21 protein-coding genes are annotated in these 22540 nt (G+C 53.8%); 8 read left to right on the forward strand and 13 right to left on the reverse strand.

Features of this window, described 5'->3' with window-relative positions:
• Positions 1 to 43: 43 nt before the first annotated feature.
• Positions 44 to 1507 carry a lipopolysaccharide biosynthesis protein gene (locus tag D9N13_RS21855; protein WP_290594095.1) on the forward strand — a complete coding sequence of 488 codons (1464 nt, stop codon included), beginning with the start codon at positions 44 to 46 and terminating at the stop codon, positions 1505 to 1507.
• A gap of 5 nt (positions 1508 to 1512) precedes the next feature.
• Here the strand turns inward: D9N13_RS21855 and D9N13_RS21860 are convergent, their stop codons facing one another.
• Genes D9N13_RS21860 through D9N13_RS21915 form a run of 12 tightly spaced genes read right to left on the reverse strand, consistent with a single transcriptional unit; the run spans position 1513 to position 12603 of the window.
• Positions 1513 to 2097 (reverse strand): acyltransferase, encoded by a 585-nt coding sequence (locus D9N13_RS21860; RefSeq protein ID WP_290594096.1) that lies wholly within the window; start codon positions 2095 to 2097, stop codon positions 1513 to 1515.
• Between the two features lie 46 nt (positions 2098 to 2143).
• Positions 2144 to 2791, reverse strand: coding sequence for a hypothetical protein (locus D9N13_RS21865; RefSeq protein WP_290594097.1), 648 nt, complete (start codon positions 2789 to 2791; stop codon positions 2144 to 2146).
• 5 nt (positions 2792 to 2796) lie between these two features.
• Positions 2797 to 3729 carry a class I SAM-dependent methyltransferase gene (locus tag D9N13_RS21870; protein WP_290594098.1) on the reverse strand — a complete coding sequence of 311 codons (933 nt, stop codon included), beginning with the start codon at positions 3727 to 3729 and terminating at the stop codon, positions 2797 to 2799.
• A gap of 58 nt (positions 3730 to 3787) precedes the next feature.
• Positions 3788 to 4807, reverse strand: coding sequence for a glycosyltransferase (locus D9N13_RS21875; protein ID WP_290594099.1), 1020 nt, complete (start codon positions 4805 to 4807; stop codon positions 3788 to 3790).
• 13 nt (positions 4808 to 4820) lie between these two features.
• Positions 4821 to 5702: a glycosyltransferase gene (locus D9N13_RS21880; RefSeq protein WP_290594100.1), complete on the reverse strand. Its 882-nt coding sequence runs from the start codon at positions 5700 to 5702 to the stop codon at positions 4821 to 4823.
• Entirely contained in the window at positions 5689 to 6915 is a 1227-nt protein-coding gene (locus tag D9N13_RS21885; RefSeq protein WP_290594101.1) for a glycosyltransferase family 4 protein, read from the reverse strand. The genes D9N13_RS21880 and D9N13_RS21885 overlap by 14 nt, the downstream gene beginning before the upstream one ends.
• A 1-nt stretch (position 6916) precedes the next feature.
• Positions 6917 to 8116 (reverse strand): glycosyltransferase family 4 protein, encoded by a 1200-nt coding sequence (locus D9N13_RS21890; protein WP_290594102.1) that lies wholly within the window; start codon positions 8114 to 8116, stop codon positions 6917 to 6919.
• On the reverse strand, positions 8116 to 9018 hold the full coding sequence (locus D9N13_RS21895; RefSeq protein ID WP_290594103.1) for a hypothetical protein: 903 nt from the start codon (positions 9016 to 9018) through the stop codon (positions 8116 to 8118). Before D9N13_RS21895 ends, D9N13_RS21890 begins: the two co-directional genes overlap by 1 nt.
• A gap of 41 nt (positions 9019 to 9059) precedes the next feature.
• Positions 9060 to 10067 carry a Gfo/Idh/MocA family protein gene (locus tag D9N13_RS21900; protein ID WP_290594104.1) on the reverse strand — a complete coding sequence of 336 codons (1008 nt, stop codon included), beginning with the start codon at positions 10065 to 10067 and terminating at the stop codon, positions 9060 to 9062.
• A complete protein-coding gene (locus tag D9N13_RS21905; protein ID WP_290594105.1) occupies positions 10052 to 11551 on the reverse strand; it encodes an FAD-dependent oxidoreductase in 1500 nt (499 codons plus the stop codon). The genes D9N13_RS21900 and D9N13_RS21905 overlap by 16 nt, the downstream gene beginning before the upstream one ends.
• A 3-nt stretch (positions 11552 to 11554) precedes the next feature.
• Positions 11555 to 12196 carry a hypothetical protein gene (locus D9N13_RS21910; RefSeq protein WP_290594106.1) on the reverse strand — a complete coding sequence of 214 codons (642 nt, stop codon included), beginning with the start codon at positions 12194 to 12196 and terminating at the stop codon, positions 11555 to 11557.
• A gap of 53 nt (positions 12197 to 12249) precedes the next feature.
• Complete coding sequence (locus D9N13_RS21915; protein WP_290594107.1) at positions 12250 to 12603, reverse strand: hypothetical protein; 354 nt, start codon at positions 12601 to 12603, stop codon at positions 12250 to 12252.
• A 561-nt stretch (positions 12604 to 13164) separates the two neighbouring features.
• Between D9N13_RS21915 and D9N13_RS21920 the strand changes: the two genes are divergently transcribed.
• Genes D9N13_RS21920 through D9N13_RS21950 form a run of 7 tightly spaced genes read left to right on the forward strand, consistent with a single transcriptional unit; the run spans position 13165 to position 20878 of the window.
• Positions 13165 to 14235: a Gfo/Idh/MocA family protein gene (locus D9N13_RS21920; RefSeq protein WP_290594108.1), complete on the forward strand. Its 1071-nt coding sequence runs from the start codon at positions 13165 to 13167 to the stop codon at positions 14233 to 14235.
• Positions 14232 to 15194 carry a hypothetical protein gene (locus D9N13_RS21925; protein ID WP_290594109.1) on the forward strand — a complete coding sequence of 321 codons (963 nt, stop codon included), beginning with the start codon at positions 14232 to 14234 and terminating at the stop codon, positions 15192 to 15194. The genes D9N13_RS21920 and D9N13_RS21925 overlap by 4 nt, the downstream gene beginning before the upstream one ends.
• Positions 15195 to 15240: 46 nt before the next feature.
• Positions 15241 to 16173 (forward strand): glycosyltransferase, encoded by a 933-nt coding sequence (locus D9N13_RS21930; RefSeq protein WP_290594110.1) that lies wholly within the window; start codon positions 15241 to 15243, stop codon positions 16171 to 16173.
• Between the two features lie 17 nt (positions 16174 to 16190).
• On the forward strand, positions 16191 to 17246 hold the full coding sequence (locus D9N13_RS21935; RefSeq protein WP_290594111.1) for a methyltransferase domain-containing protein: 1056 nt from the start codon (positions 16191 to 16193) through the stop codon (positions 17244 to 17246).
• A 1-nt stretch (position 17247) separates the two neighbouring features.
• Positions 17248 to 18318 (forward strand): Gfo/Idh/MocA family protein, encoded by a 1071-nt coding sequence (locus tag D9N13_RS21940; RefSeq protein WP_290594112.1) that lies wholly within the window; start codon positions 17248 to 17250, stop codon positions 18316 to 18318.
• A 3-nt stretch (positions 18319 to 18321) separates the two neighbouring features.
• On the forward strand, positions 18322 to 19275 hold the full coding sequence (locus D9N13_RS21945) for a UDP-glucuronic acid decarboxylase family protein (protein ID WP_290594113.1): 954 nt from the start codon (positions 18322 to 18324) through the stop codon (positions 19273 to 19275).
• Between the two features lie 46 nt (positions 19276 to 19321).
• Positions 19322 to 20878 (forward strand): hypothetical protein, encoded by a 1557-nt coding sequence (locus D9N13_RS21950; protein WP_290594114.1) that lies wholly within the window; start codon positions 19322 to 19324, stop codon positions 20876 to 20878.
• A gap of 10 nt (positions 20879 to 20888) precedes the next feature.
• On the opposite strand, the gene D9N13_RS21955 is transcribed toward D9N13_RS21950, so the two are convergent.
• Positions 20889 to 22322: a Coenzyme F420 hydrogenase/dehydrogenase, beta subunit C-terminal domain gene (locus D9N13_RS21955; protein WP_290594115.1), complete on the reverse strand. Its 1434-nt coding sequence runs from the start codon at positions 22320 to 22322 to the stop codon at positions 20889 to 20891.
• Positions 22323 to 22540 lie beyond the last annotated feature (218 nt).

The raw sequence follows: 22540 nt of genomic DNA on the forward strand, positions 1-22540 counted from the left end.
CCTTTGCTGATGGCTGCGGTGGTACAACAGGAAAGTAGTTACCATGGTTAACCCGTTACTTTCCATTGGTTTCATTCAGGTTCTGATCATTCTGGTGAACATCGGGCGCGCCAAGGTCCTGTCCATGCTACTTGGCCCTGCCGGGTTTGGCATCGTCAGCACCATCGATCAGGTGGTGCTGTCATCGGTCCAGCTGGGGGGATTTGCCATACCGTTTATCGCCCTGAAGTTTCTCTCTCACGCTCACAGTGAAAGCCACGACCGCCTGGCAATCACCTTCGCCAGCTTTTTCCGCGGCCTGCTTGCGCTCTCCATTATTACCACCCTGTTGCTACTGGGCGCCATTCACCTGAAGCCGGATCTGTTTGGTGAGGATATTGTTCCCTACGTTGAATACCTGAATCTGGCTTTACTGGGTGCCCCCAGCCTGATGCTGGGTATATTTTTTGTCAACACGCTGGCCTCAGCGCAACAGGCTGCGGGAAGTGCCCGCCTGAATCTTTTGGTCACCCTGGCATTGGCCATCGCCGCGTGCATTGGTGTCTGGGCAGGCGGTATCTGGGGGCTGTACATTGCCACACTGTTAACCGGCCTGGGCACCACGGTTGTTACGCTGATCTATCTTTCCCGCGGGCTTAATCTGGGTGTGCTTCATTCCGGAGCCGGGATCTTCAGGCAGCTGAAACAAAAGCCGCAGATCCTTACGATGGCAGGTGCGCTGTATCTGGCCATGTCTGCCTACACCATTGCCATGTTGATCGTGCGCTTTTTTATTTTCTCCGTGTACGGAGAGGAGGAAGCCGGTTATTACCAGGCTTTACTCAGTATTGCCCTGGCGCTGGGTGCCATCGCCGGGCCGATGAACAGCTTGTTCCTGACTCCCATTCTCAATCGTGACATGGCGCCACGCCTTAAGTTCGAAGCGGCACACGATTTCCAGAGCAACCTGTCACTAATACTGACTGCTATTGCCCTGCCCGTAATCCTGTTCCCAAAACTGGCGCTGTTTACGCTGTTTTCATCCGAGTTTATATCGGTGTTTCACGTGGTTTTCGTGTTCGTCTTTTGGCAGTGTTTCTACCAGATCACCAACACCTACCAACAATTATTAATCGGCCTGGACGACGTGAACTTCTGCACACTCAGCCTGGTGAGTGGATACAGCGTGGCCATATTGGCCTGCTACCCCTTAATTGAGCACTTTGGCCTGGTGGGCGCGGCATTGTCGCTCACACTGGCCAACATCATAACCCTTCTGTTCATCAATCACCGGATGAAGAGCCGCTATGGATCGCCGGTTCCCACGGAATTATGGTTTAGAATCGCATTTTGCCTGGGCACAATCGCCGCCTTCGGCATGGTATTCACGCTGCTGGAAGAGTGGACGCTAACAGGCATAGGAACCCGATCAGCGGTGGCGGTAATCTACATGGCGGTGCTGTGGCAGCTGTTGAGTGCCGATCAAAAAAACCAGCTGCTCGCCCTGCGCAGCAAGCTTCCTTTTTAGCCGGTTTACAGATCCTTGATTTTGCGTGCCGGTACACCCGCCCAAATTTCATTGGCGGGAATCTCACCGGTCACAACGCTGCCCGCCCCCACGATGGAGTTATCCCCCACCCGGGATCCGGCAAGCAAGCAGGAGTTGGCACCGATCCATACATTGCGCCCAATAATCACATCAGTGCGGTTTTCATCCCAGGGGCTTCGAATATGCAGGTGATCCTTATCCGTTGAGTGATTCGCAGCCACCACTACGCTGTGCTCACCGATGCCTGAATACTCACCCAATTCGATCACCCCTCCCGCTGCCCGGATATTGACACCTGTACCAATGACACTATGGTCTTTCAGAATCAACTTACCTTCTTTCTGGCTATTCTTGGTTTTCTTGAACACAATAATTTCTGCACCCGGCATCACATAGACATCTTTGCCGATCTCCAGGGAATCCAGCCAGTTGAAACCATAATTCCAGATTACTGAGTGGTGGGTATACAAGGTGGGGTTGTAGTACTGTATGCGGTAGCGCAACAGGCGCTCTATCCAGGCCTGCTTTAGTTCTCGCAATATGATCAGAATATAGTTAACAGGATTCATAAGGGCCTCATGGCGCTGCCAATAGCATAAAGTCAGTGATTTCCATTCAGTGCACTAAACGCAGTGCAGCTTTGGATCGGCGGTATCCTTGCCATTGTAGAATGGCAGCAGCAAGTACCATCACAATGCAAAGTACAACAAATACCAGGCTGCGTTTTTCCAGATACTGGTAAACAAATCCATGCACTACCACGGCGGTGGCATAAAAATAGGTTAGCTTCTGATGCCGCTTCCACTTCTGTACACCATACCGTTTTAAAACGGTATTGCGCGACAGGTACAATAGATACAACACCATGAGGGTCGCTATCACACCCAGGTAATTGGTGATGCCAAACGGCCCATACCGGAAGGGAATCAGATGCTGCTGATCTGCAGGATACAAAAAATACAGCCAAACTTTACCGGCAAAATGCACCTGCAGCCCCAACACCATGTGTATTAATGCCAAAACCCCACCCCAAATGGCAACATCACGACGCAGGTAACCCGATATAGGGTTATGTTTGCCAACAATCACATTGTAAGGCCCGATCATGAGTGTGATCACCAGCAACAGCAGACTCACCCAGGCTGTAGCAATGCTCCAGTTCGACATGGGTGTGGCACCCGGCATCATGCTATAGCAGGCCAGGGTTAACCCAGTGGCCAGAACTGCCAGCACAGCATGGCGAATCAGACGTCGGCCTTCCATCCTGGTTAGGCCCCCGGCTTGGCTGCTGCCACCACAGCGCCCCCGGTCTGATACACCAGGCGCCCGCCTTTTGCCAACACAGCTTCGCACTGAGACATGAATTCCTGCTTCAATGCTTCCACTTTTTCCGGCGCAGCCTGCCCAATACGCTTACGTGCCAAACTGGAAAAGGTCATCTGCAGTAACCAAAAATCTTCGGCACTGGTCACCTTGGAGTACTGTCCCTTCCAGAATCCCTTGGCGTTTACAAAGCCGGCACCCTCTACCAGACTCTTGAGGGAACCACTGAACCCATGGTGATGCTCGGTCCATTCGGTAGTCTCTTTTTCTTCCCGCGCGGGCAGATGTTTTTCAACAAGGTGGTCGATGAATTCACAGGCACTCAGTTCACGGCCGGTGGACTTTCTCAGGATACTGCCGATCCGCCGAAAGGCGGCAATCACGCCTTCTTTGCTGAACAGGGAAGGGCTGCTGCCCACGGCGACCACCACCGCGCCACCAGGCTTCAGCACCCGAAACATCTCCTGCAATGCCTTGTCCGGATTGGGAAAGTGGCGCAACGCATACAGGCTCAGTACAGCATCAAAACTTTCATCTTCGAAATCCAGGTTTTCGGCGTCCATTTTCAGGAAGGAGACCTGCTCATCCAGTCCGGCGGCGCGGGCTTTGGCAGCGGCCGTTGCCAGCATGCCATCGGACAGGTCAATGCCCACTACTTCTGTGCCTTGGCCCAGGCGCTTGACAACATCCAGCGCAATCACCCCGGTACCGGTGCCCACATCCAGCACCCTGGCTGCAGATTTCAAACCCGCCGCCGCCAGCATGGGTTCCGGCATGTGGGAGGTAAAACGCTCGGTGTACTGATCAAAGTAGCCTACTACTGAATTGTAGCTATTGGCATCTTCCGTTTTAAACTCGTTCTTGAATTCAGTTGTCATTTTGGCTCACTTGCAGCATGTATTTTGTCTTGCACAATGTACTCCGGCTGCCTCTGCTTCAGGCCCACTGGACTCCCAACTTGCTTTCCAACACTGCCCAGGCAAAGGCAGCAGAACTGTACACATAATAGAGCTGATGAAACAACAACCCGGCCACAGCAAACACCAACCCCTTGCGCCTCAGGAACAAGGTGAAGATCTCGCGGTTTGCGTACAGTACGGCGCCAAAAGCCAGAACAGGGTAAATCCAGGAAACAGCCCCGATCAGGGCAACAGCGGTCAGTAAAAAAAACACCGCGGCCAGCACCGCTTTGATGCGTTCTGCCACACCCACATTCAGGTCGTCGTCCAAACCGCCGCGAGCCAACATCAAGCGCGCCCAGGGTATGGCCCGACAAAACACTTCCGTATGGATCAGATTTACAAAGCGCCATTCTTTCAGGTGAGTGCACTGTAGATCGGTCAGCAACAGCAGCCTGCCGCCGCCGCCAATAAGGCGGTAGCCCAACTCGATATCTTCAATGGATGGGCGCTTGAACATCTCCACATCGAAACCACCGGCTGCCAGAAACGCGTCCTTACGTATGGCACCGCAGCCGGACCAGAAGGTAGAGGCTTCCCGCCTGGCCCGCTGGTGATAATAGTGATGCACCAGATTTTTGTATTGAGACAGGAAATTCTGTGCCGGAGGCTCATCATCATAGGAACCGAACACGCCCACCACATTGGATTCCTGAAAACCTTCCAACATTACGCGGGCGGCATCTTCATGAACAATAACATCGGCATCAATAAACCAGAGCACATCGCCTTTGGCAACTTGAGCCGCCACATTGCGCGCCGCCCCCGGCCCCAGCCGCCCCCCGGATGGCATGACCTCAGCACCCAGCTCCCGGGCCACCTCCGGAGTTGCATCACTGGAGGTATCGTCCACCACGATCACTTCAAGCACCTCGCCACGGTCTTTCATTGCAACCAAAGGCGGCAAGCTCTGCTTGATGAATTCAATTCCGTTATACACAGGCATGATGACACTGATTGTTAACACATCATCCGCTGGCGATTCTGATTGCTTCATATTGGTTTCCACGTTAATGCCTCTTTTGATTTTTGGGCCTGAGGTAACCCAGCGTCTCACCCACCGACCAGGCCAGCAGGAAAACGACCAACCACCCGGCTTCGGTTGCACTGCCGATCCGCAAGCCATAGCTGTGTGCCTGGGTCAAAATTTTACGCCCAAAGACAAACGGTATCAAAGGAGAAAGGCACAACATCAGGCAACGACGCGCCGTACTCATGGCCTCCGCCCTGGCGGCCCCAAATTCGATACCATGCTCATAGCGCTGCGCCATGAACTGCCGCACACCATACTGATTATGATGGATCACCACCAGCTCGGGGTCGTAGCGCATAACCAAACCGCCGGCAATAAAACGCTCATGAAATGATGGCTCCCAAAACCCCAGCTCCAGTAGTTCCGGGTAAGCCATAATGGCGGCTTTGCGGTAGATGGCATTATCGGCCGCCAGATCACTGGTCAGCGTAGCCGGGCGTGCCTTGGGATAACGCACATAACGCAACATATGGATTGCGCGACCGTGGGCACAATCGCCCTGCCTGTTCTCAATAGCGCCGCCAACTGCCACCAGTTCGCTGGCCAGATCATAGGATAGGAGCCGGTCAAGCCAATCCACTGCGGGCACACAATGGGCAGTGGTCAACGCCACGTATGCAGCGCTTGCGGCTTTGATTCCATCCCGCCATAACACCGGTATCCGGGCATTACCGGCAGCCTGTAACACCCACACATTGTCGAGCTCAGGCACACCCGGCAACGCCGCCACCGGGGAGCTGGAACAAACAATGAACTCAACACGAGGACGTCGCCCGGGATCAAGTGCAGCAAATACCCGCTGCAGGTTTCCGGCCGCCAACTCTTCGGCAATGATAACCGTCACATCATACTCTGACATCGTCCTGGCTCTCCCCATCCACGGTTTTTTCAAGCAATCTTTCGATCAATGCCAGGTACGATTTCAGATGCACCGCTTCGGTATAGTACTGTTCGTAGGCTGCACGGGCCTTTTTCCCAAGCTCGGCACGCAGCGTTGAATCCTGGCTGAAGGTTTCCACAATGGTGCGCAACCGGGCTTCAGTCTCATACAAAAAACCGGCCCCGCTTTGATCAATGGTTTCCCGGTTACCACCGGCAACCCGAACGATGGCCGGGGTGCCGCAGGCAAATGCCTCCACCACCGTCAGGCCGAAGGTTTCAGGCGCCAAGGACGGCAGGATAAGCGCGGCCGACTGCCGGTAGAGCTGTTCAAGTTGCTGTTGGGGCAATTGCCCCAGGAACTGAATATTGGGATACGACTGATAGCGTTGCCTGAGCTCTGGAAGCAGGTCACCATCACCCACCACCGTGAGGGCCACATCCGGCCATTTGGAGAATGCCGACACCAGCTCCCCCACACCCTTTGAGGCGGTGATCCTGCCCACGGTTAAAAAGTGGGGTTTACCTTCACTTTGATCATCGAACTGGCTGGGCGACAGGTATGAAAAAAGGGGTATTACCTCAATGGGTGGCTTGATGCCAAACGCCCGGTGCTGACGGGCCGTGTACTCACTGGGTGATATAAAGCTGTCGATGGATTCCGTGCAGCGGGTCAGCAGAGGTGTATAGCGCCACCACTGGGGGGGGATGCCGGATTTGAGGCTACAGCGGATGCAATCTCTTTTATCGCAGGCACGCTGTTTGTTCTTCCAAAAAATGTGGGTGGCACACACCAGCCAGTGTTCATGCAACGTGTACAGGTTCAGACGGGCGCGACTCATGGGCAACACACCCGGCCCACCCACCAACGAGACGTTATGAAAGTTCACCACATCGAATGGTTCACTCAGAATGTCTTTCAAGGCCCGATGCTTCAGCATCGGCATACCCGTTTGCTGTGTCAATAACGGTGAAAGCAGACCAAAACGGCTGTGCAGCCGATGCACTCGAACCAGGCTGTGAGAGGCGTCAACATGAGGCTCTGCCCCCGACAACCGATAGGCATCCTCGCAATGCACCACCGTCACCTCATGCCCGCGATTAACCAACGCCTCCGATAATGCTCTGACATAGGTTCCGTCACCACCAAAGTGATAGGGTGGATAAAACGTGGTGACCATACAAAAACGCATACTAGGTGCCACCGCTTGCCCGGGCCCGGGCGGGAACCACGTTTTCAAGGTAGCCTAACGCCAGTTGCGCAGCGCTGACCCAACTGAAGGTGGCAGACCGGTCCACCGCAATCTCAGCCAGCTGCTCCCGCAGGCCTTCGGTATTGGCCAAGGTGATAATGGCATCACTGATGCTTTGCTTGTTGTAGGGATCGAAATAGACACCGGCCTCCCCCACCACCTCCGGCAAGGAACCCAGATTACTGGACAACACCGGAGTACGACAGGCCATGGCTTCCACCGCCGGCAATCCGAATCCTTCCGAAAAGGACGGCATGGCCGCGGCAAACGCATCGTTGTACAGCAACACCAGATCATCATCGGAAATAAAGCCGGTAAAGTGCACTCGCCCTTTTAACTCAGCCCCATCGGCAAGCTCAGCCAACATACCATAATTTGAATGGAAGCCCGCTCCACCGTAATCCCCCACCAGCACGATATGAACATCATCATCCTGCAAGGCAGGCCGGGCATGGGCAAACCCTTCCAGCAAACCCGCAAGATTCTTGTGGGGTGCCAGCCCGCCGACGTAGACAATCAAACGTGCCTGCTCCGGCACCCCAATGCGCGCACGCAAGGCGGGCCTGGCGGAAAGGTCATCCAGCTGCCGGAAAATCCCGTTGGGCGCCTCACTGATCACATCAATACGCGATCCCTTAACACCGATATAACGTTCAATTTCCTGCTTCGCCGCCTGCGAAACGGTCATCACCCGATCACATTGCAATAGCGCCAGCTTCACTTTCAGGGTCCAGAACAAACGCCCTTTCCAATCGGGGAAAATCATCTCGGGGAAGTGTTCCGCGATGGCATCATGCAATGTCACAACAGACGGCAGCCGAAATGGTACCGGGAACCAGGAATAAACCGCAGGGAAAAACATTACGTCAATGTCTGTTGCGGCAACCGCTTTATATAACTGAATCATGTCCGCAATCGAGCGGCTGTCATTTGCCACCGCCGCAGCGGTTAGTGGTCGATGGGGGAACACACGGACCAGGTTAATATCGAACTGCTCAAGATCCGCATCCGGTTCCTGATCAATAAACAAATAAAACTCGTGATCGGAATCGAGCACAAACATGGCCCCCAACAATTCGCGGGCCATACGGCCGAAACCACGCTTGTTCCACCAGCAAGTACCATCAATCCCAATCTTCATCAACGCCAATGCCCCATGCTTTTCGGTGCCCCCAACAAGACGCCTGCCACCTCCCCCAGCGACCAGAATGTTTCCAGCAGGAAGATCCACATCACCACTTGCAGCGGCTTGTTTATCTCCTCCATGCGGTGCATAAAACCCATTGCCCGCAACGACAACACCAGTGGCAACAGCAACGCCTTGATCAACTGTATTGCTCTTGCTGGCAGAGACAGCGACTGGGCGAGCTGCCCTGAATACAGGTGTCCATGATGAAAGCGCGTACGCAATCTCGCGCTCCACTCGTCATCAACAGCGTACCGATTCGTAAGACCGGTTTCCATCAGCAAAACACCACCGGCCTGAATCAGTGCGTCATTGATGTTGGCTTCGATCAGGCCATCGGTTGCAGACTGAACCAACTCCTCCACGGCCTGCTTACGATAACAAAACAGATTTCCCGGTAGCCGCTCTACTGCCACCGAACTGGCCGCATCGCCTGCGAACACCTGCTGACGATGATATCGGCCATATTCGGTACAACCCAAGGCCTGAAACCGTGGCTTCAGTGCCGCGTCCACCACCACCGGGCCGGACGCTGCTGCCACCTCCGGACGCCTGAACGCCGCATCAACACCGGCTTGAACGTGTTCAGCGGAAATGCGGGTGGAATCTTCCAGCATGACCACAAATTCGCCCTTTGCCTGCAGAAATCCGCGGCGGCGGCGCTGGGGCAAGGGGGCGTCACATACCATGACCGTCAGGTTCGGAAACGCCCTTTCAAGCGCCGGTTGCGCTGACCGGGTCACCACGATGTATTCTGCCTCGGCCCCCATGACCGCGTCGATACAGTCCTTGAGCGCTGCCCCGCCCACGAGCTCGATCACCACAATGGAAAGGCGCTGTTCCGGGAATTTGTCCATGGGTTACCAACCAGTCCGTACTCTATTAATCTTCAGATAACTCACTCAGGCCCAACGATGCGCGCGCTCACCTCGGCACAGGCTGCTGCCACCTGTTGGTTGGCCCGGTCAGGCAATGGTGCGGGCCCTGAGGTTTCCGCCGCGGTATAAAACTGCAACACCAGGGCCTTTAAGCCCGGGTAAGCGGGTTCACCTTGTAAAGCCCGTCGGACCAGGTTCAGGCCGGCGGCCCATAGGGTTTTCAAGGCAAGACTAAACGGCGCTGTCAGCTTGGTGAAACGGGAAACCCGCGCGCTTTCCTGCACCGCATAACCGTGAAACAGATTGACGTGCACCGCGCCTGCTGCATGATACAGCTTCATATGACAGTGGGTAGGGCGTGCTGAGAGGCTCAACTTGATGGAAACGGGAATCTGCCGGTAGTGCCCATGCATAAACAATTCCCCCGGTGCCGGGTTATCCATCAACCAAGCCCCTACGTCCAACGCCTGACTGTCCGCATCCGGCCATAGACTTAACAAGATGGAAAATGGGTGCGGTAGAATTTCCACCAGGATCTGATTGAGCGCCTGCAGCGCTTTACCCTCACCCCCCGCGGAAGCAAAATCGAACGTGATGGCCGTGGGAGGCGCCTCCCGAGAGGCCATCTCACGCCGGAGCTGGTCCACCCCGGTCTGAAACGCAAACTGGTGCACCGGACACAACAGCACCCCCTGTTCTGCCGCCATGGCCATCAGTTCACCGGCCTGAGTACAGGTTTCGGCGATCGGTTTTTCAACCAGAACATGCTTCCCTGCCTCTAATGCCAGCTTGGCCAGGCCATAGTGGGTGGACAGTGGGGTACAAATATGAACTACATCAAATTGGGAAGCGGACAGCGCGTCCTGCAGAGAGGGGAATGCCTTGCCACCGAAGCGGCCGGCCAGACGCTGCGCCGCCTCGAGGTTTTGATCGATGACTGCAGTAATGGGGCGATTGAGCTGCCTGGCTGTGTAGGCATGCCATCGCCCCATCAATCCTGCACCAACGATGGCTACTCGGACTGGCACGCCTCATCCCGGTAAGCATCCCTTTTGGGTTCGCCGCCGGATACGATTTCCTGATAATCCGGCTCTGTGTTCACTGCCAGGTAATCCACCTCGTAACCCAGCAAGTGGCGGCCCAACAACAGCCCCATTTCAATTGAGTGATCGGCATTATTGTATCGGTGTGTACCACCACGCCCAACAATATAGAGCCCTTCAAACTGATTGAGATACTCTTTCACCAATTCAATCTTCGGAGCGTAATCCAAATCATAAACCGGGTATGCCTGTAACGCGCGCACCACTTTCCAGTCGACCACTTCGCCGGGCTTCACCAGCCCCAGCTTGTTCTCCAGATCCTTGACACACTGCCTGGCGATATCATCATCGCTCATTTCCCAGATGTTGTCCCCCCGGGTACAAAAGCACTCGAGCACGAGAGACGTGGTCTCTTCGTTCGGCACCATTGCCTTACTCCAGTTCTTGGGTTCGTGCAGGCGGCCGAAGATAACGTCTTCATCCTGCACGTAAAGCCAGGTATCAATTGATACCTGTTGCTTGTTTACGATCAGGTTGACACAAATGATATCGCGAAAGATCAGCGACGATGCCGCTTCGATCACTTCCGGCTTGGGAGGCGGATCGATTAATCTCGGCAATACACCCAGTGGAATGGTTGAGACGACGCACTTTGCATACTCGGTATGCTCCGCACCATCCTGGGTTTTATACGTTACCTCGAAATCGTTGGGCCCGTTGTATTTAATTGCCGTCACATTGGATTCGAGACGAACCGAGTTATCCGCATACGAATTTTCGATATCTTCCGCCATACGCTGGGGAATGCGAACGTAGCCGTCACGGGGATACATAAACTCTTCAATCAGGCTTTTTTTGTCCGTCTTGGTGTTGAGCAACGCTTCCTGGATAACCGTCCAGATAGACAACCCTGCACTGCGCTGGGACACCCAGTCAGCGGAAAGCTCTTCACAGGGCAGCCCCCACACTTTCTCGCTATAGCGTCGGAAAAACATGTCGTACAGTTTTATTCCGAACTGAGCAACGTAGGCATCGCGCATGTTACGAATGGGCTTGTTGAACACCGAAAACTGGAGCGCTGACAACAAATAGGTGATCCCCGCCCAACCTATGGTAAAAATTCCGGAATTCTTGATGACGTTTCCGAAACTGACCGGGTAGGAATAGTACTTGTAATCGTAGAAGATACGGCTGATCCGCTCGACCCAGATATACTCCCCTTCCATCAAGCGCTGAAACCAACGGTTGAGATGTTCATTCTTGGTGAACCAGCGGTGGCCGCCCAGGTCAAACTTGTAGCCTTTATAGACGATGGTATTGCACAATCCACCCACAAAGTTGTTGCGTTCCAGCACCGTCACTTTATGACTGTTATGAGTGCTGACTTCGTGGCCTGTTGCCAGGCCTGCAGGGCCCGCGCCCAGAATGACAACATGCTCCCTGTTATCCTGCTTATCATTGACGCTCATTGATTACCCCTTCCCCTCGCGCAGGTCAACCACCTTGTTATAAATGGCCGCCAACATCACACTACTCACAAACACCAGCACAAATAATTCTAACGCCCCGATTAAGCCGCCCACCACCGACACGGTATAACCCGGAAGATAGTTGCCCAGCAGGGCGGCGTGTACGCTGCTGTCAGCCGTGCCGCGCAACACCAGCCACACCGTGCTGGCAAACAAAGCCAGGCCAATCGCTGCGCCCAGCGCCGTGCCCAGGGCTACCCCGTACAGGCGCATGGTGGCGGGTTTCAGCATAGGGTCTGTTGTGGCTTCCTGTTCACTGATATAGGCCGCCAGATTGCGCCCTACCACACGGCCATAGGACCAGTAGATCAGGTAGCCCGCCAGGCCGGCAAACAGAAAGGCCCAGATGGCGCCGATCAGGGTGCCACTTGGGGACACGCTATATCCCGGCAGGAACACACCCAACAAGCCCAGGTAACCACCGGCATTATCACCCCACATGGCCAGCGACACCTGTGTCATGACAATCAGCACAATCGCGCCGAAAATCCCAAACACCAATCCAAACATTTTGGCGTTGAAGCGGAGTGCAGCCAGAAACAGCTCCTGATTGACTCCCTCCAACGAACCATGAACTTTAACCATAATATGACTCTCAGAATATTCGCTTCTAAATTACATGTACGTGATGGCTTTGCTTAATCGGCCAAAACCGCGGTTTTGATCAGCATGGAGGCCAGCGCAATATAGCGGGTCAGATTCCACAACAGGGCAACCACAAACCCGGCAATCGCACCCAACACAAAGCCATCCAGCAGGCCGGCAACACTGCCTGCCCAGCTGACACTGTAGCCCGGCAAATAATCGGATAATACGTTCAGGTGTGGCCCTATGGGATAACCGGCAGGTACATCCTGGAGCAACAGAATTGCGGTGGCCAGGAACAACGCCAGGCCGGTCAATACACCAACAGCAATCGACATCCCCAGCACATCCATCCTGGCAAACATTGCTGACAGTAGAGCCTGGTCTTTCGGTGATGGTTCATTCATATAAGTCATGATCCCTCTGTTAATAATGGATTCCCTGACAGGAGCGCACTGTGTTCAACTGCTTAACCGTGGCACACAACACGGGCACACAACACCACCTTGTACAAAAGATGATTCAGCCTGTGGTATTGCCGTCTCTGGGCACTGAAGCACAACGATAACCGGGCCCTGGAAGCCGGGCAGGCATTTAACCGAAAACGAATTGCCCCAACCGGATTGAAAGCAGCCTCACCACGTTTGCCGTGCATTAAGCAAGAAGCGCGCCTGCGGGCACCCCGAAGCCACGTGACTATATTATAACCCTTGTTTATTTACAACGAAGTTGCCGGCAACCAGCATTACTTCACACATTCCTAATGTAATAGTGTGCAGCTGGACAGAGTGCATGCCAAACCGCGTTCGACATACTAACTCATCCGGTGTCCACCTGGCTTTGCTCAGCCGCCTATGGATACAATCGGCAACACAAAAGAACAAAAGCAACTTGGTTATGCCTATAATAGCGCCCCTAAAATAACCCCGCATAACAGGGGCGTTCAGCAGGAAGGTGACTCCGATACCATGACAACATTGCCAACAAGAATTGCCATACTGGGCCTGGGGGCAGCCGCCAGGAACATTCACCTTCCGGCTTATCGCAAGCTGACCGACATTGAGATTGTGGGTGGCTATGACCCGGTTGCTCCTGAAAAAGGTCAGTTTGATTTCCCGGTATTTACCAGCCCGGACCAGCTGATCGATACCACCAAACCCGATATCGTTGCCATCGCCTGCCCCACTCCGTTCCACTTTGAACTGACGCAAATGGCCCTGAACCGAGACTGTCATGTGTTTTGTGAAAAGCCCTTCACAACCACCATCGAAGAGGCCAAATCACTGATTGAACTGGCAAAATCGAAACAACGCTGGATCGTGGTCAACAATGAATTCCGTTTTATGAACATCTATGAGGCCGCCAAGGAGAAAATCGGCAGTGCGGAGTTCGGCGAGCTGCTGTTTGTCAATGCGCAACAGATGTTCCACGTTAACGCACATACGGAAGCGGGCTGGCGCGGCGACGATCCGCAGCGCACCTGTAAGGAGTTCGGCATCCATGTCCTGGACCTGTGCCGTTATTTTTTTGGCGCCGAACCGATTCGGATCGATGCCAAAATGCCGAAGCCGGGCAACCCGAACGGACCGGATTACCTGAACATCATCCGCCTAGATTTTGCCGATGGAAAAACCGCACAGATCACTCTGGACCGGCTGACAAAAGGCCGGCATCGCTATTTGGATATGAGACTGGACGGCACCCACGGCGCCATCGAAACCGAACTAGGTGGAAATATAACCTTCAGTGCCGGTATTCGCGGTGGTGACCGCAAACCCTTCGTCAATTTTGATGTTTCCATGGGCGGACGAGCCCTGCTCTATCAAGCGGAGGCCAGCAACAAGATTGCGACGGATCCGCTGGATATCTTTGCCAATGCCACCGCCAAACTGATGGCCCGATTTATCAGCGCGTTAAAGAGCGGCGGCACGCCCGATTGCTGCGCACAGGACAACATCAAAACCCTGGCCCTGATGCTTGCCGCCTATGACTCTGCGCACCTGGGGCAACCCGTTGAATTTGCCAGTCAGTGGCTGTGAGCGCGGACACCACGGCCATGACCCACGCCATCACATTGCACATTGCCATCGCAGCCAAGGGAGACACATCTTTAGAGAGCGTGCTGACCGCCCTAACGGATGCACTGTTATTGCACACACCAGACGTTGCCCTGCACCTCCACATTGCACAGGACAGTCACACAGCACCACAAGAATACGAATCAATTGCACTTGAGCTGATTCCCTTGCCGGTACGGACGCATCCTGGCTTTTCCATGGCCTTCAGCCACTGCCCTCCGGGTACCTCCATTCTCAGGTTGTGGGGCGCCGCGCTGGCGCAGAATTGCAGCCAGTATGTTGCGGTACTGGATTCCTGCTGCCCTCCATCCGGGCACTGGCTGGAACATGCCATTGCCGGTATCCGCAAAGGAGAACCTCTGTTTTACGGTGCAGTGGAACCCGCATGGCCATTAACCGATATTCGGATTACCGGCTACTTGATAGAATACGCCCAATTCAAATTCCCCATTGAGTGCGATTCGGAATACCCCGGCAACAATATAGTATTTCAGGCCCGGTTCCTGCCCCCGGCTCAGGAACTGGAACAAAAAGGCTTTTTTAAAACCTTTATGGTGTGGAATATTCAGCAGCAACACAACATTTCACCAACGTTTGTTGATAATATGGAAGTGTTGTACGCAAAGGGGTTTAATATTCCCCATTATTTCAAGCGCCGAAAATCACACGGACAGTGTTTTGGAGGGTGCCGGCACCAGCAGGATAATCAACCACCCCGGTGGGCCTGTATCCTGTTTACACCCGCATTGTTCCTGGTCAGGACAGCCCGAATATACAATTGGATCAAACATAAACCTGGCTTTAAGAAGGCTTTTTTTCGCTTTCTTCCGCTCATCATTGGATCGGAACTGGCCTGGTCCTACGGTGAGTTTGTTGGCTACAGCGTTGGTGCAGGAAACAGCTGCCAGCAACTCGATTAAGGATTACGGTTTGATCTCAACCAGACGTTGTTAGAGTTGACATACTATGGAAGCGACGAACACCGCACCGGCTCCCGATTTTTCCATACTGATCGGCCTGGTGAGTACCGAAGACGAACAGCGGATATTGGAAACGCTGGATTCACTGCGCAACCAGCAGGGCCAGCACCGCTATGAAGTGATCATTGGCGATCGCCGCAATGATGAGGTCAGCCAACGCATTCAGGCAGAGTATCCTGAGGCAGTGCTGCTGCCGGCTGAACCGGGCACCTCCCTGCCGGTTCTGCGCACCCGGGCGTTAGCCAAGGCAACGGGGCGCTACATCATTGTCACAGAAGACCATTGTGTGCCTTCGGCAAACTGGCTGGACAGTTTTGACGCCGCCTTCAGGGCAGCACCGGAAACCTCCATTGCGGTGGGCGGCTGCGTGGAAAACGGTGTCGATGATACCGCCCTGGATTGGGCGACCTTTTTTTGCGAGTACAGCTTTTTCCTTGAACCGGTGCAGGAAGGCACAGGTGAGGTTCTCCCCGGCATGAATGTCGCCTATAAAAAGGAAGCATTCGATGATATTGCCGACGATGTATTAACATCCGGCTTCTGGGAGACCACGTTACACCATCGATTGATTGAGAAAGGCTACACGCTGTATTCAACCAACCAGGTTAAGATCTACCACAGCAAGAAGTTTTCATTGTCGCTGTTCCTGAAGCAACGCTTTATCTATTCCCGTTACTACGCCGGATTACGCTTTCCCACAGAAAAGCGCCTGCATCGTTTGGCCGCCTGTGGCGCAACCATACTGCTGCCCCCGCTGTTGTTCTATCGTATGATCAAGCAGATTCGCGCCAAAAACAGACTGCGAAAAGAGCTGGCGCAGGCCAGCCCGTATCTGGCGTTGTTTATTCTGATCTGGGCTGCAGGAGAAATGTGGGGTTACGCCTTCGGGCAACAACGGGCGCTGAACGCTATTGAGTAAGTGACAGATTCCCTATCATGACACCAGATACCACATTGGAAAGTTCAGCTGAATTTCAGTTTGTTTGCCCGGCTTGCCGGGGCAGCCTGAAGACTCATGATGAATCCTATGAGTGTGCCTCCTGTAACAGGCACTTTCCGGTTTTGTTCGGGATTCCGGATTTCCGCTTACGATCGGACCGTTACCTCAGTCTGGAACAAGAGCGCCTCAAGGCAACGCGGCTGGCGCAAAGCGGACTCGATTTCGCCGCCATGCTGGATCTGTACTACGACATCACCGACGACGTTCCCCCGGAACTGGCACAGGTATATAAGTCCTATCATCAGAATGGCCCCATGCAGGCAAGTCATAGTATTCATCAACTGGCGCTGAGCACGCAGGATTACTATCTGGATGCCGGTTGCGGTACCGGTGGCAGCCTGCTTGCGGCGGCAGACAGCGGTGCGCGCCTGGTGGGCGTTGATATAGCCTTGAGATGGCTGGTGATTGCTAAACAGCGGCTGCAGGAACAGGGTATAGACGCCACACTGGTGTGTGCGGATATTGAATCCCCCCCCTTCAAAAACGGGCAATTCAGCAAAATTGCCGCAACTGATCTGCTGGAAAACGTCTACGACGTTAACCGCAGCCTGCAAGTACTCAGCGCACTGCTGGATACGAAGGGGCGCTTGTGGCTGGCGGGTTGCAATCAGTACTGCATCGGGCCCCATCCCAGCACCCGCCTGTGGGCCATCGGCTACCTACCCGGCCCCTTGCGAAAAAGGGTCACGACTTTTTTTCGCGGTGTGGACTCGTTGCGTTACATCAATCTGATTGACCCCTGTTCACTCATCAAGGCCGGCAGGAAACTGCGCCTTGACCTGGCGTTTGTCGCCCCCAAAAAAGTGGCCACTCATCAATTGGATAGCTACCCCAAACTGGATCAGATTCTAATACGACTTTACGCGTGGCTGGCGATCAAGCCCCTGGCAAAACAACTCCTGATTCTGATCGGGCCCGCCTTTGAAATGATACTGTTCAAAACAGAAGGCGAACCAAACAGGAATCCACTCTTTCACAAGGACACCCAATGACATGATGCGATTTGGACTCATAGGACTAGGGGGCATTGGCCTGGTGCGCAAAAGCGCCCTGGAGCAAAGCGAAGCATGCGAGCTTACCGCCGCTTTCGATCTTAATCAGACGCTGCTGGATGATTTGCCTCCCCACGTTGCCCGCTTTAACGATGCCGATTCGTTATTGAAATCCGATAGCTGCGATGCAGTCATTATTTCGACGCCGACGCACTTTCATGAGGATCTTGCCATTGCGGCACTGGAAAACGGCAAGCACGTGATCGTGGAAAAGCCCATGGCCAGCTCTCTGCAGGCTTCAATCAACATGGCAGATACAGCCAGGCGCTGCAACAAGGTGCTCACCGTTGGCTTTAACCACCGCTATTTCGCCGCCATCAAGGATATAAAACAAGCCATTGATAGCGGCGTCATCGGTACACTCCGCTACGTAAAAGGGTTTGCCGGCCACACCGGGCTATCCGAGTTCAAATCCAAATGGATGTACGACAAGGATATTATGGGCGGTGGCACCCTGATGGACAACGGCATCCACACGTTGGACCTGGTGTGCTACCTGATGAATGACCCCATTAAAACGGTATCCGGCATGATCAGCACGGAAACCTGGCAACTGGATCGTTCAGAAGACAACGCCTTCGTTCAAATGCGCAGCGAATCCGGCATCATGGGCAGCCTGCACAGCAGCTGGACCGAATGGAAGGGTTATCATTTCTATGTGGAAGCCTATGGTGATCTGGGCATGGCCCGAGCCTATTATGCCCCCATGCATTCAACCATCATCACCCTCGACAAGCCCGGTGGCCACGCCACCAAAAAACGCAACTTCTACGTTGGCTCCATATTTCGTGAGAAGTTCAAAGGCTGGCAGTCCACCGTCATTCAAACGTTCATTGAGGAATTAGACGATTTCATCCGGTTAACCGAAAACGGCCCGGCTGGCGCCATTGCCACCAGTGATGACGGGGTAAGGAGCATCGCCATTCCAAATGCGGTTTACCAAAGCGATGCTGATACCACCATCGTAAATCTGAACAACCTTTGGCAAGCGCCACAAAAACAAGGTAACTGAGCCATGCGAAAAACCATTATCGTAACCGGTGGAGCCGGATTTTTGGGAAGTCACTTGTGTAAAAGATTGCTGGATGAAGGCAACGAAGTGCTGTGTGTTGACAACTTTTACACCGGGCAGAAACGCAATATCGTACAACTGCTGGATAACCCATATTTTGAATTTATTCGTCACGACATCTGTTTTCCCTTATATCTCGAAGCCGATGAAATCTACAATCTGGCCTGCCCGGCCAGCCCGATACACTACCAAAGTGATCCGGTGCAAACCACCAAGGTAAATGTCAACGGCTCCACCAACATGCTGGGCCTGGCCAAGCGTATCGGCGCCAGGATATTGCAGGCTTCAACCAGTGAAGTCTATGGTGACCCCAGCGTACACCCCCAAACCGAAGATTATTGGGGCAATGTGAATCCTGTCGGGCCCAGATCCTGTTACGATGAAGGCAAACGATGTGCTGAAACGCTGTTTATGGATTATCGCAAACAACACCATCTTGGAATCAAGATCGTCAGAATATTCAATACCTACGGCCCCAACATGCACCCCCATGACGGACGTGTCGTTTCCAACTTTATTATGCAGGCACTGAAGAACGAACCCATCACCGTGTATGGTGAAGGCAACCAAACCCGTTCTTTCTGTTATTGCGATGACATGATAGATGGCTTCATCAAAATGATGAGCACTCCGGATGACATAACCGGGCCCATCAATATAGGCAATCCCAATGAATTCACTATTAAACAACTGGCAGAAGAAGTCATCGACATCACCAATTCCAAATCCGTGATTAAATACCACCCCCTGCCCCAGGATGATCCGAAGCAACGTTGCCCGGACATCACCAGGGCCAAGCAGCAACTGCAATGGCAGCCCACCGTAGAGTTGCGCCAGGGGCTCATTCATACCATCGAATACTTCTCGGAGTTAATGAAAGAGGATCCCACATTGTGATCTGTCCGCGCCGGGGCCGACGTGGGCATTCCTGCAAGGCTGACTTATGAACCTTTCTCGTTCTGCTTTCTGGTGGCGGTTCAACCTTGTTATCGCTGTCTTGATCGGCATTGTTTACACCCTAAGCTTCTACCCGGGGCAGGATTGGGGGGGCGACTACAGTCAGTACATACATCACGCCGCCAACCTGATTGAAGGTAAGCACTATTCGGATACGGGATACATCATCAGTGATATTTCTGAATTTGTCGGGCCGGCCGCCTATCCCCCGGTTTTTCCTTTTCTGCTGGCGCCCGTCTATGCCATAACCGGCCTGGATTTCGAAGCGCTGAAACTGGTCTCCCTGATTCCCTTCTGTTTGGCACTTTTATTGTTGCCGGCATTATTTAAAGCCAAGGTTCCTTTTGCTTATTGCTCAGTCATCATCGTGCTGGTGGGAGCCAATCCTTTCTTCTGGGAATACAGCAACCGGGTGATGTCTGACTTTACCTTTATGCTGTTTACCTATCTCTCCCTTTTCCTTATGCAGCGCAACGTCGACGCCCAGTCAGGCGGCAATCAGACAACAAAGGGGGCGACTGCCTGCAACGGCTTGTTGCTCGGCATCACCATGTACCTGGCATTTGGTTCACGTGAGATCGGTATTGTGCTCCCCTTGTGTATACTCACCTATGACCTGATCTGGCGCCGCAGACTATCGTTGCTAACGATTATTTCCTGGTTAACGTTCGCAACCCTGGCCTATGCCCAGCACACACTGCTGCAAGCCAACTTCACCCCGCAACCGGTACAACACAATCTGGCTGCACTGGCGGCGCAGTTTTCCGCTCCGGCCGCCTCCAGTCATCTGGCTTTTATCAATCTGGATCCGGCCTCCATTCTGGATCGAATACTGCGCTATCGATGGGCTCTGAATGAATTTTTACCCGCCCAGCATAACGCCTTCTTTTCCGGCTTGAATACGCTGCTGTTCAACGGTGCCATTGTTCTGGGAATTGCCGGCTTTTTTATCGCCATGATTCGCAAAGTCACGGTCTTGGAAATCTTCGTTGGTGGTTATATCGCGGTACTGCTGATCTTCGGCTCCCCCACTTACCCGCGCTACCTTTTACCGCTGGTGCCGTTGGGCATCTATTATGTTTTTATCTGCATCGATGCGGTGTTCGATAGAATTCACAGCCCAACACTGCGCAATACAGCCCTGGGCACGGCGCTTGCCCTGGTGTTTATCTCCTACGGCAACGGCATCGCGAATCAGCCCTTCACCAATCAGGACATGGGGATCACCCACCCCGATGCGCAGGCTATGTTTGAGTTTGTTCGCAATCATACCGACCCCGACGATACCATCGTTTTCGTCAAGCCCCGAACCATGGCACTGCTGACCAATCGACAATCAATAGGCTTGCTCAGAATGCCTGACCCAGGGCCGGAGCTTATCAACCGTTTTTTCGATGCCGCCGAGGCGGATTACCTCGTTGATATGAATCTCAATGTCTGGGCACGCCCTTTAACCCACAGCGATCTGCCATCCGAACGTTTTCAGCGCGTATTTCGCAATGAGTTTTTTGCTGTCTACCAATACCGGCACGCAGATGAATAACGAAGCCCGATCAAGCTGAAGCCGACTTCGGCAGCATACCGAATTTGATAAAGGCACGTTTCAGTTTATTGAACGCCAGGCGGAAGAACGACCCCCGGATTTCTGCCCGCCTTGATTTTCGCACCAGGGAATCCATCTCCCGGGCGTAAAGCGAAAAGTCTCCTTGCTCCAATGCTTTGACAAATACTTCCCGGGATTTAATGCTTACTTCCGTGCGCAGATCATAGATCCTGCGCCGGGCACGATTAACCGTAAACTCCCCCGGCTTCACGCGCTTGGTAGGGCACCAGATACCCTGCTTCTGCGCCTTGAGCAAACGATAGGAAAGCCCTTCCCGCCGCTGACGCAGCCCTCCGGCCTGCGCCAGAGCAGCCTCCTCCACAGTGAGCGTTGTCAGCATGATCTGATCCTGCTCCCTGGCCTGTTGCAACAGATCATTAATCACCTGATTGCGTACCACCAGCATATTGGTACCCTGCTCATCCGCATCGAACCGGGGCAACCAGGCATCACCAATGGTGAGATCAGCGGTTTCACCCACAATATCATCGCAATAATCGCAGGCTGGCAACATCATGGCGCCACTGTTAAAACGCCCGCCCGGAACTTGCGCTGAATCTTTTTGCACCGTGGTGCCATCGTCGGCGGAAACCCGATAGACATAACGGCGGGCGGAAATACCTTCGCCCTTGGTGCGGTATTGGATGGTTCGGCTTTGTTCCGGCTGCACCTCGGCACCCCAGGCCAATGACAGGCTCCAGTTGATGCTTTTCAAATGACCACAGATGAGCGAAAACACGAAGGGTAGCTTTTCCCGCAGCGTTTCATCCTGATGCTGCAGGCGTCGAATGGCCTTCACCATACAGGGCACGCCTATAAACAGATAACGCCCGGATTTCTGTTCCAACATTTTCAATATTTTTGAAATTTCAACAACGTGATATCGGGTCTTGGCGCCATCCTGCACCTGCTCCATGGTGGTGCTTAGTTCGTAGGCATAAAACGGGCTGCGCAGGGAATCCCGAGTTTGCGCTTTGGCGTGAATAACGCCGTCAATCAGCCCCTTGTCCAGCAGCTGGGCGGCTACCCAGGTTCCCATTCCACCGGAGGTGCCCCGTTCTCGGTAGCCCGCCTCTTTGACGTACCCGGCATAATTGGCGAGGTGGTACCCGATGCTGCGATCAAACGGCAACCCGGGCGGCAGGGATTCCCGTGCCAGCACATCTTCGTTCAGCTCCGGATGCAACGAAGGGCACAGGGCTTCGATACCCGCATCAGTCAACTGCTCGGGGCTCAGGGAATCCAGGTCAGGCACATATTCTCCATAGCGATTGATGTTCATCGCGGTACCCAGTTTGTAGGCGCAGGCACCACAACCAACGCAATAGCCCTGATCCACTACGGCTTTTAGCGGGATTCGATTATCGTGGGAAACATTTCGCATGACATTTAACTCCCGGTGGAATGCGGTAGAAACGGCAAGGCGATCACCCAAATTCGCTGCCTGATGTTTGCACCACGCAGGCTAAACGAAACAGAAGAGTCGGTCGGGCATCATCACCGCCAACGTTAAAAGCAAAACCCAAGCCACGTTTTTCTGCTCTGCGATCAATCCGTCCACATCCGGCCAACCTGCTGTGGACACTGGCCAGGTCGATGTGG

Origin of the sequence: Ketobacter sp. GenoA1 (assembly GCF_003671475.1) — a bacterium.
Classification (GTDB): domain Bacteria; phylum Pseudomonadota; class Gammaproteobacteria; order Pseudomonadales; family Ketobacteraceae; genus Ketobacter.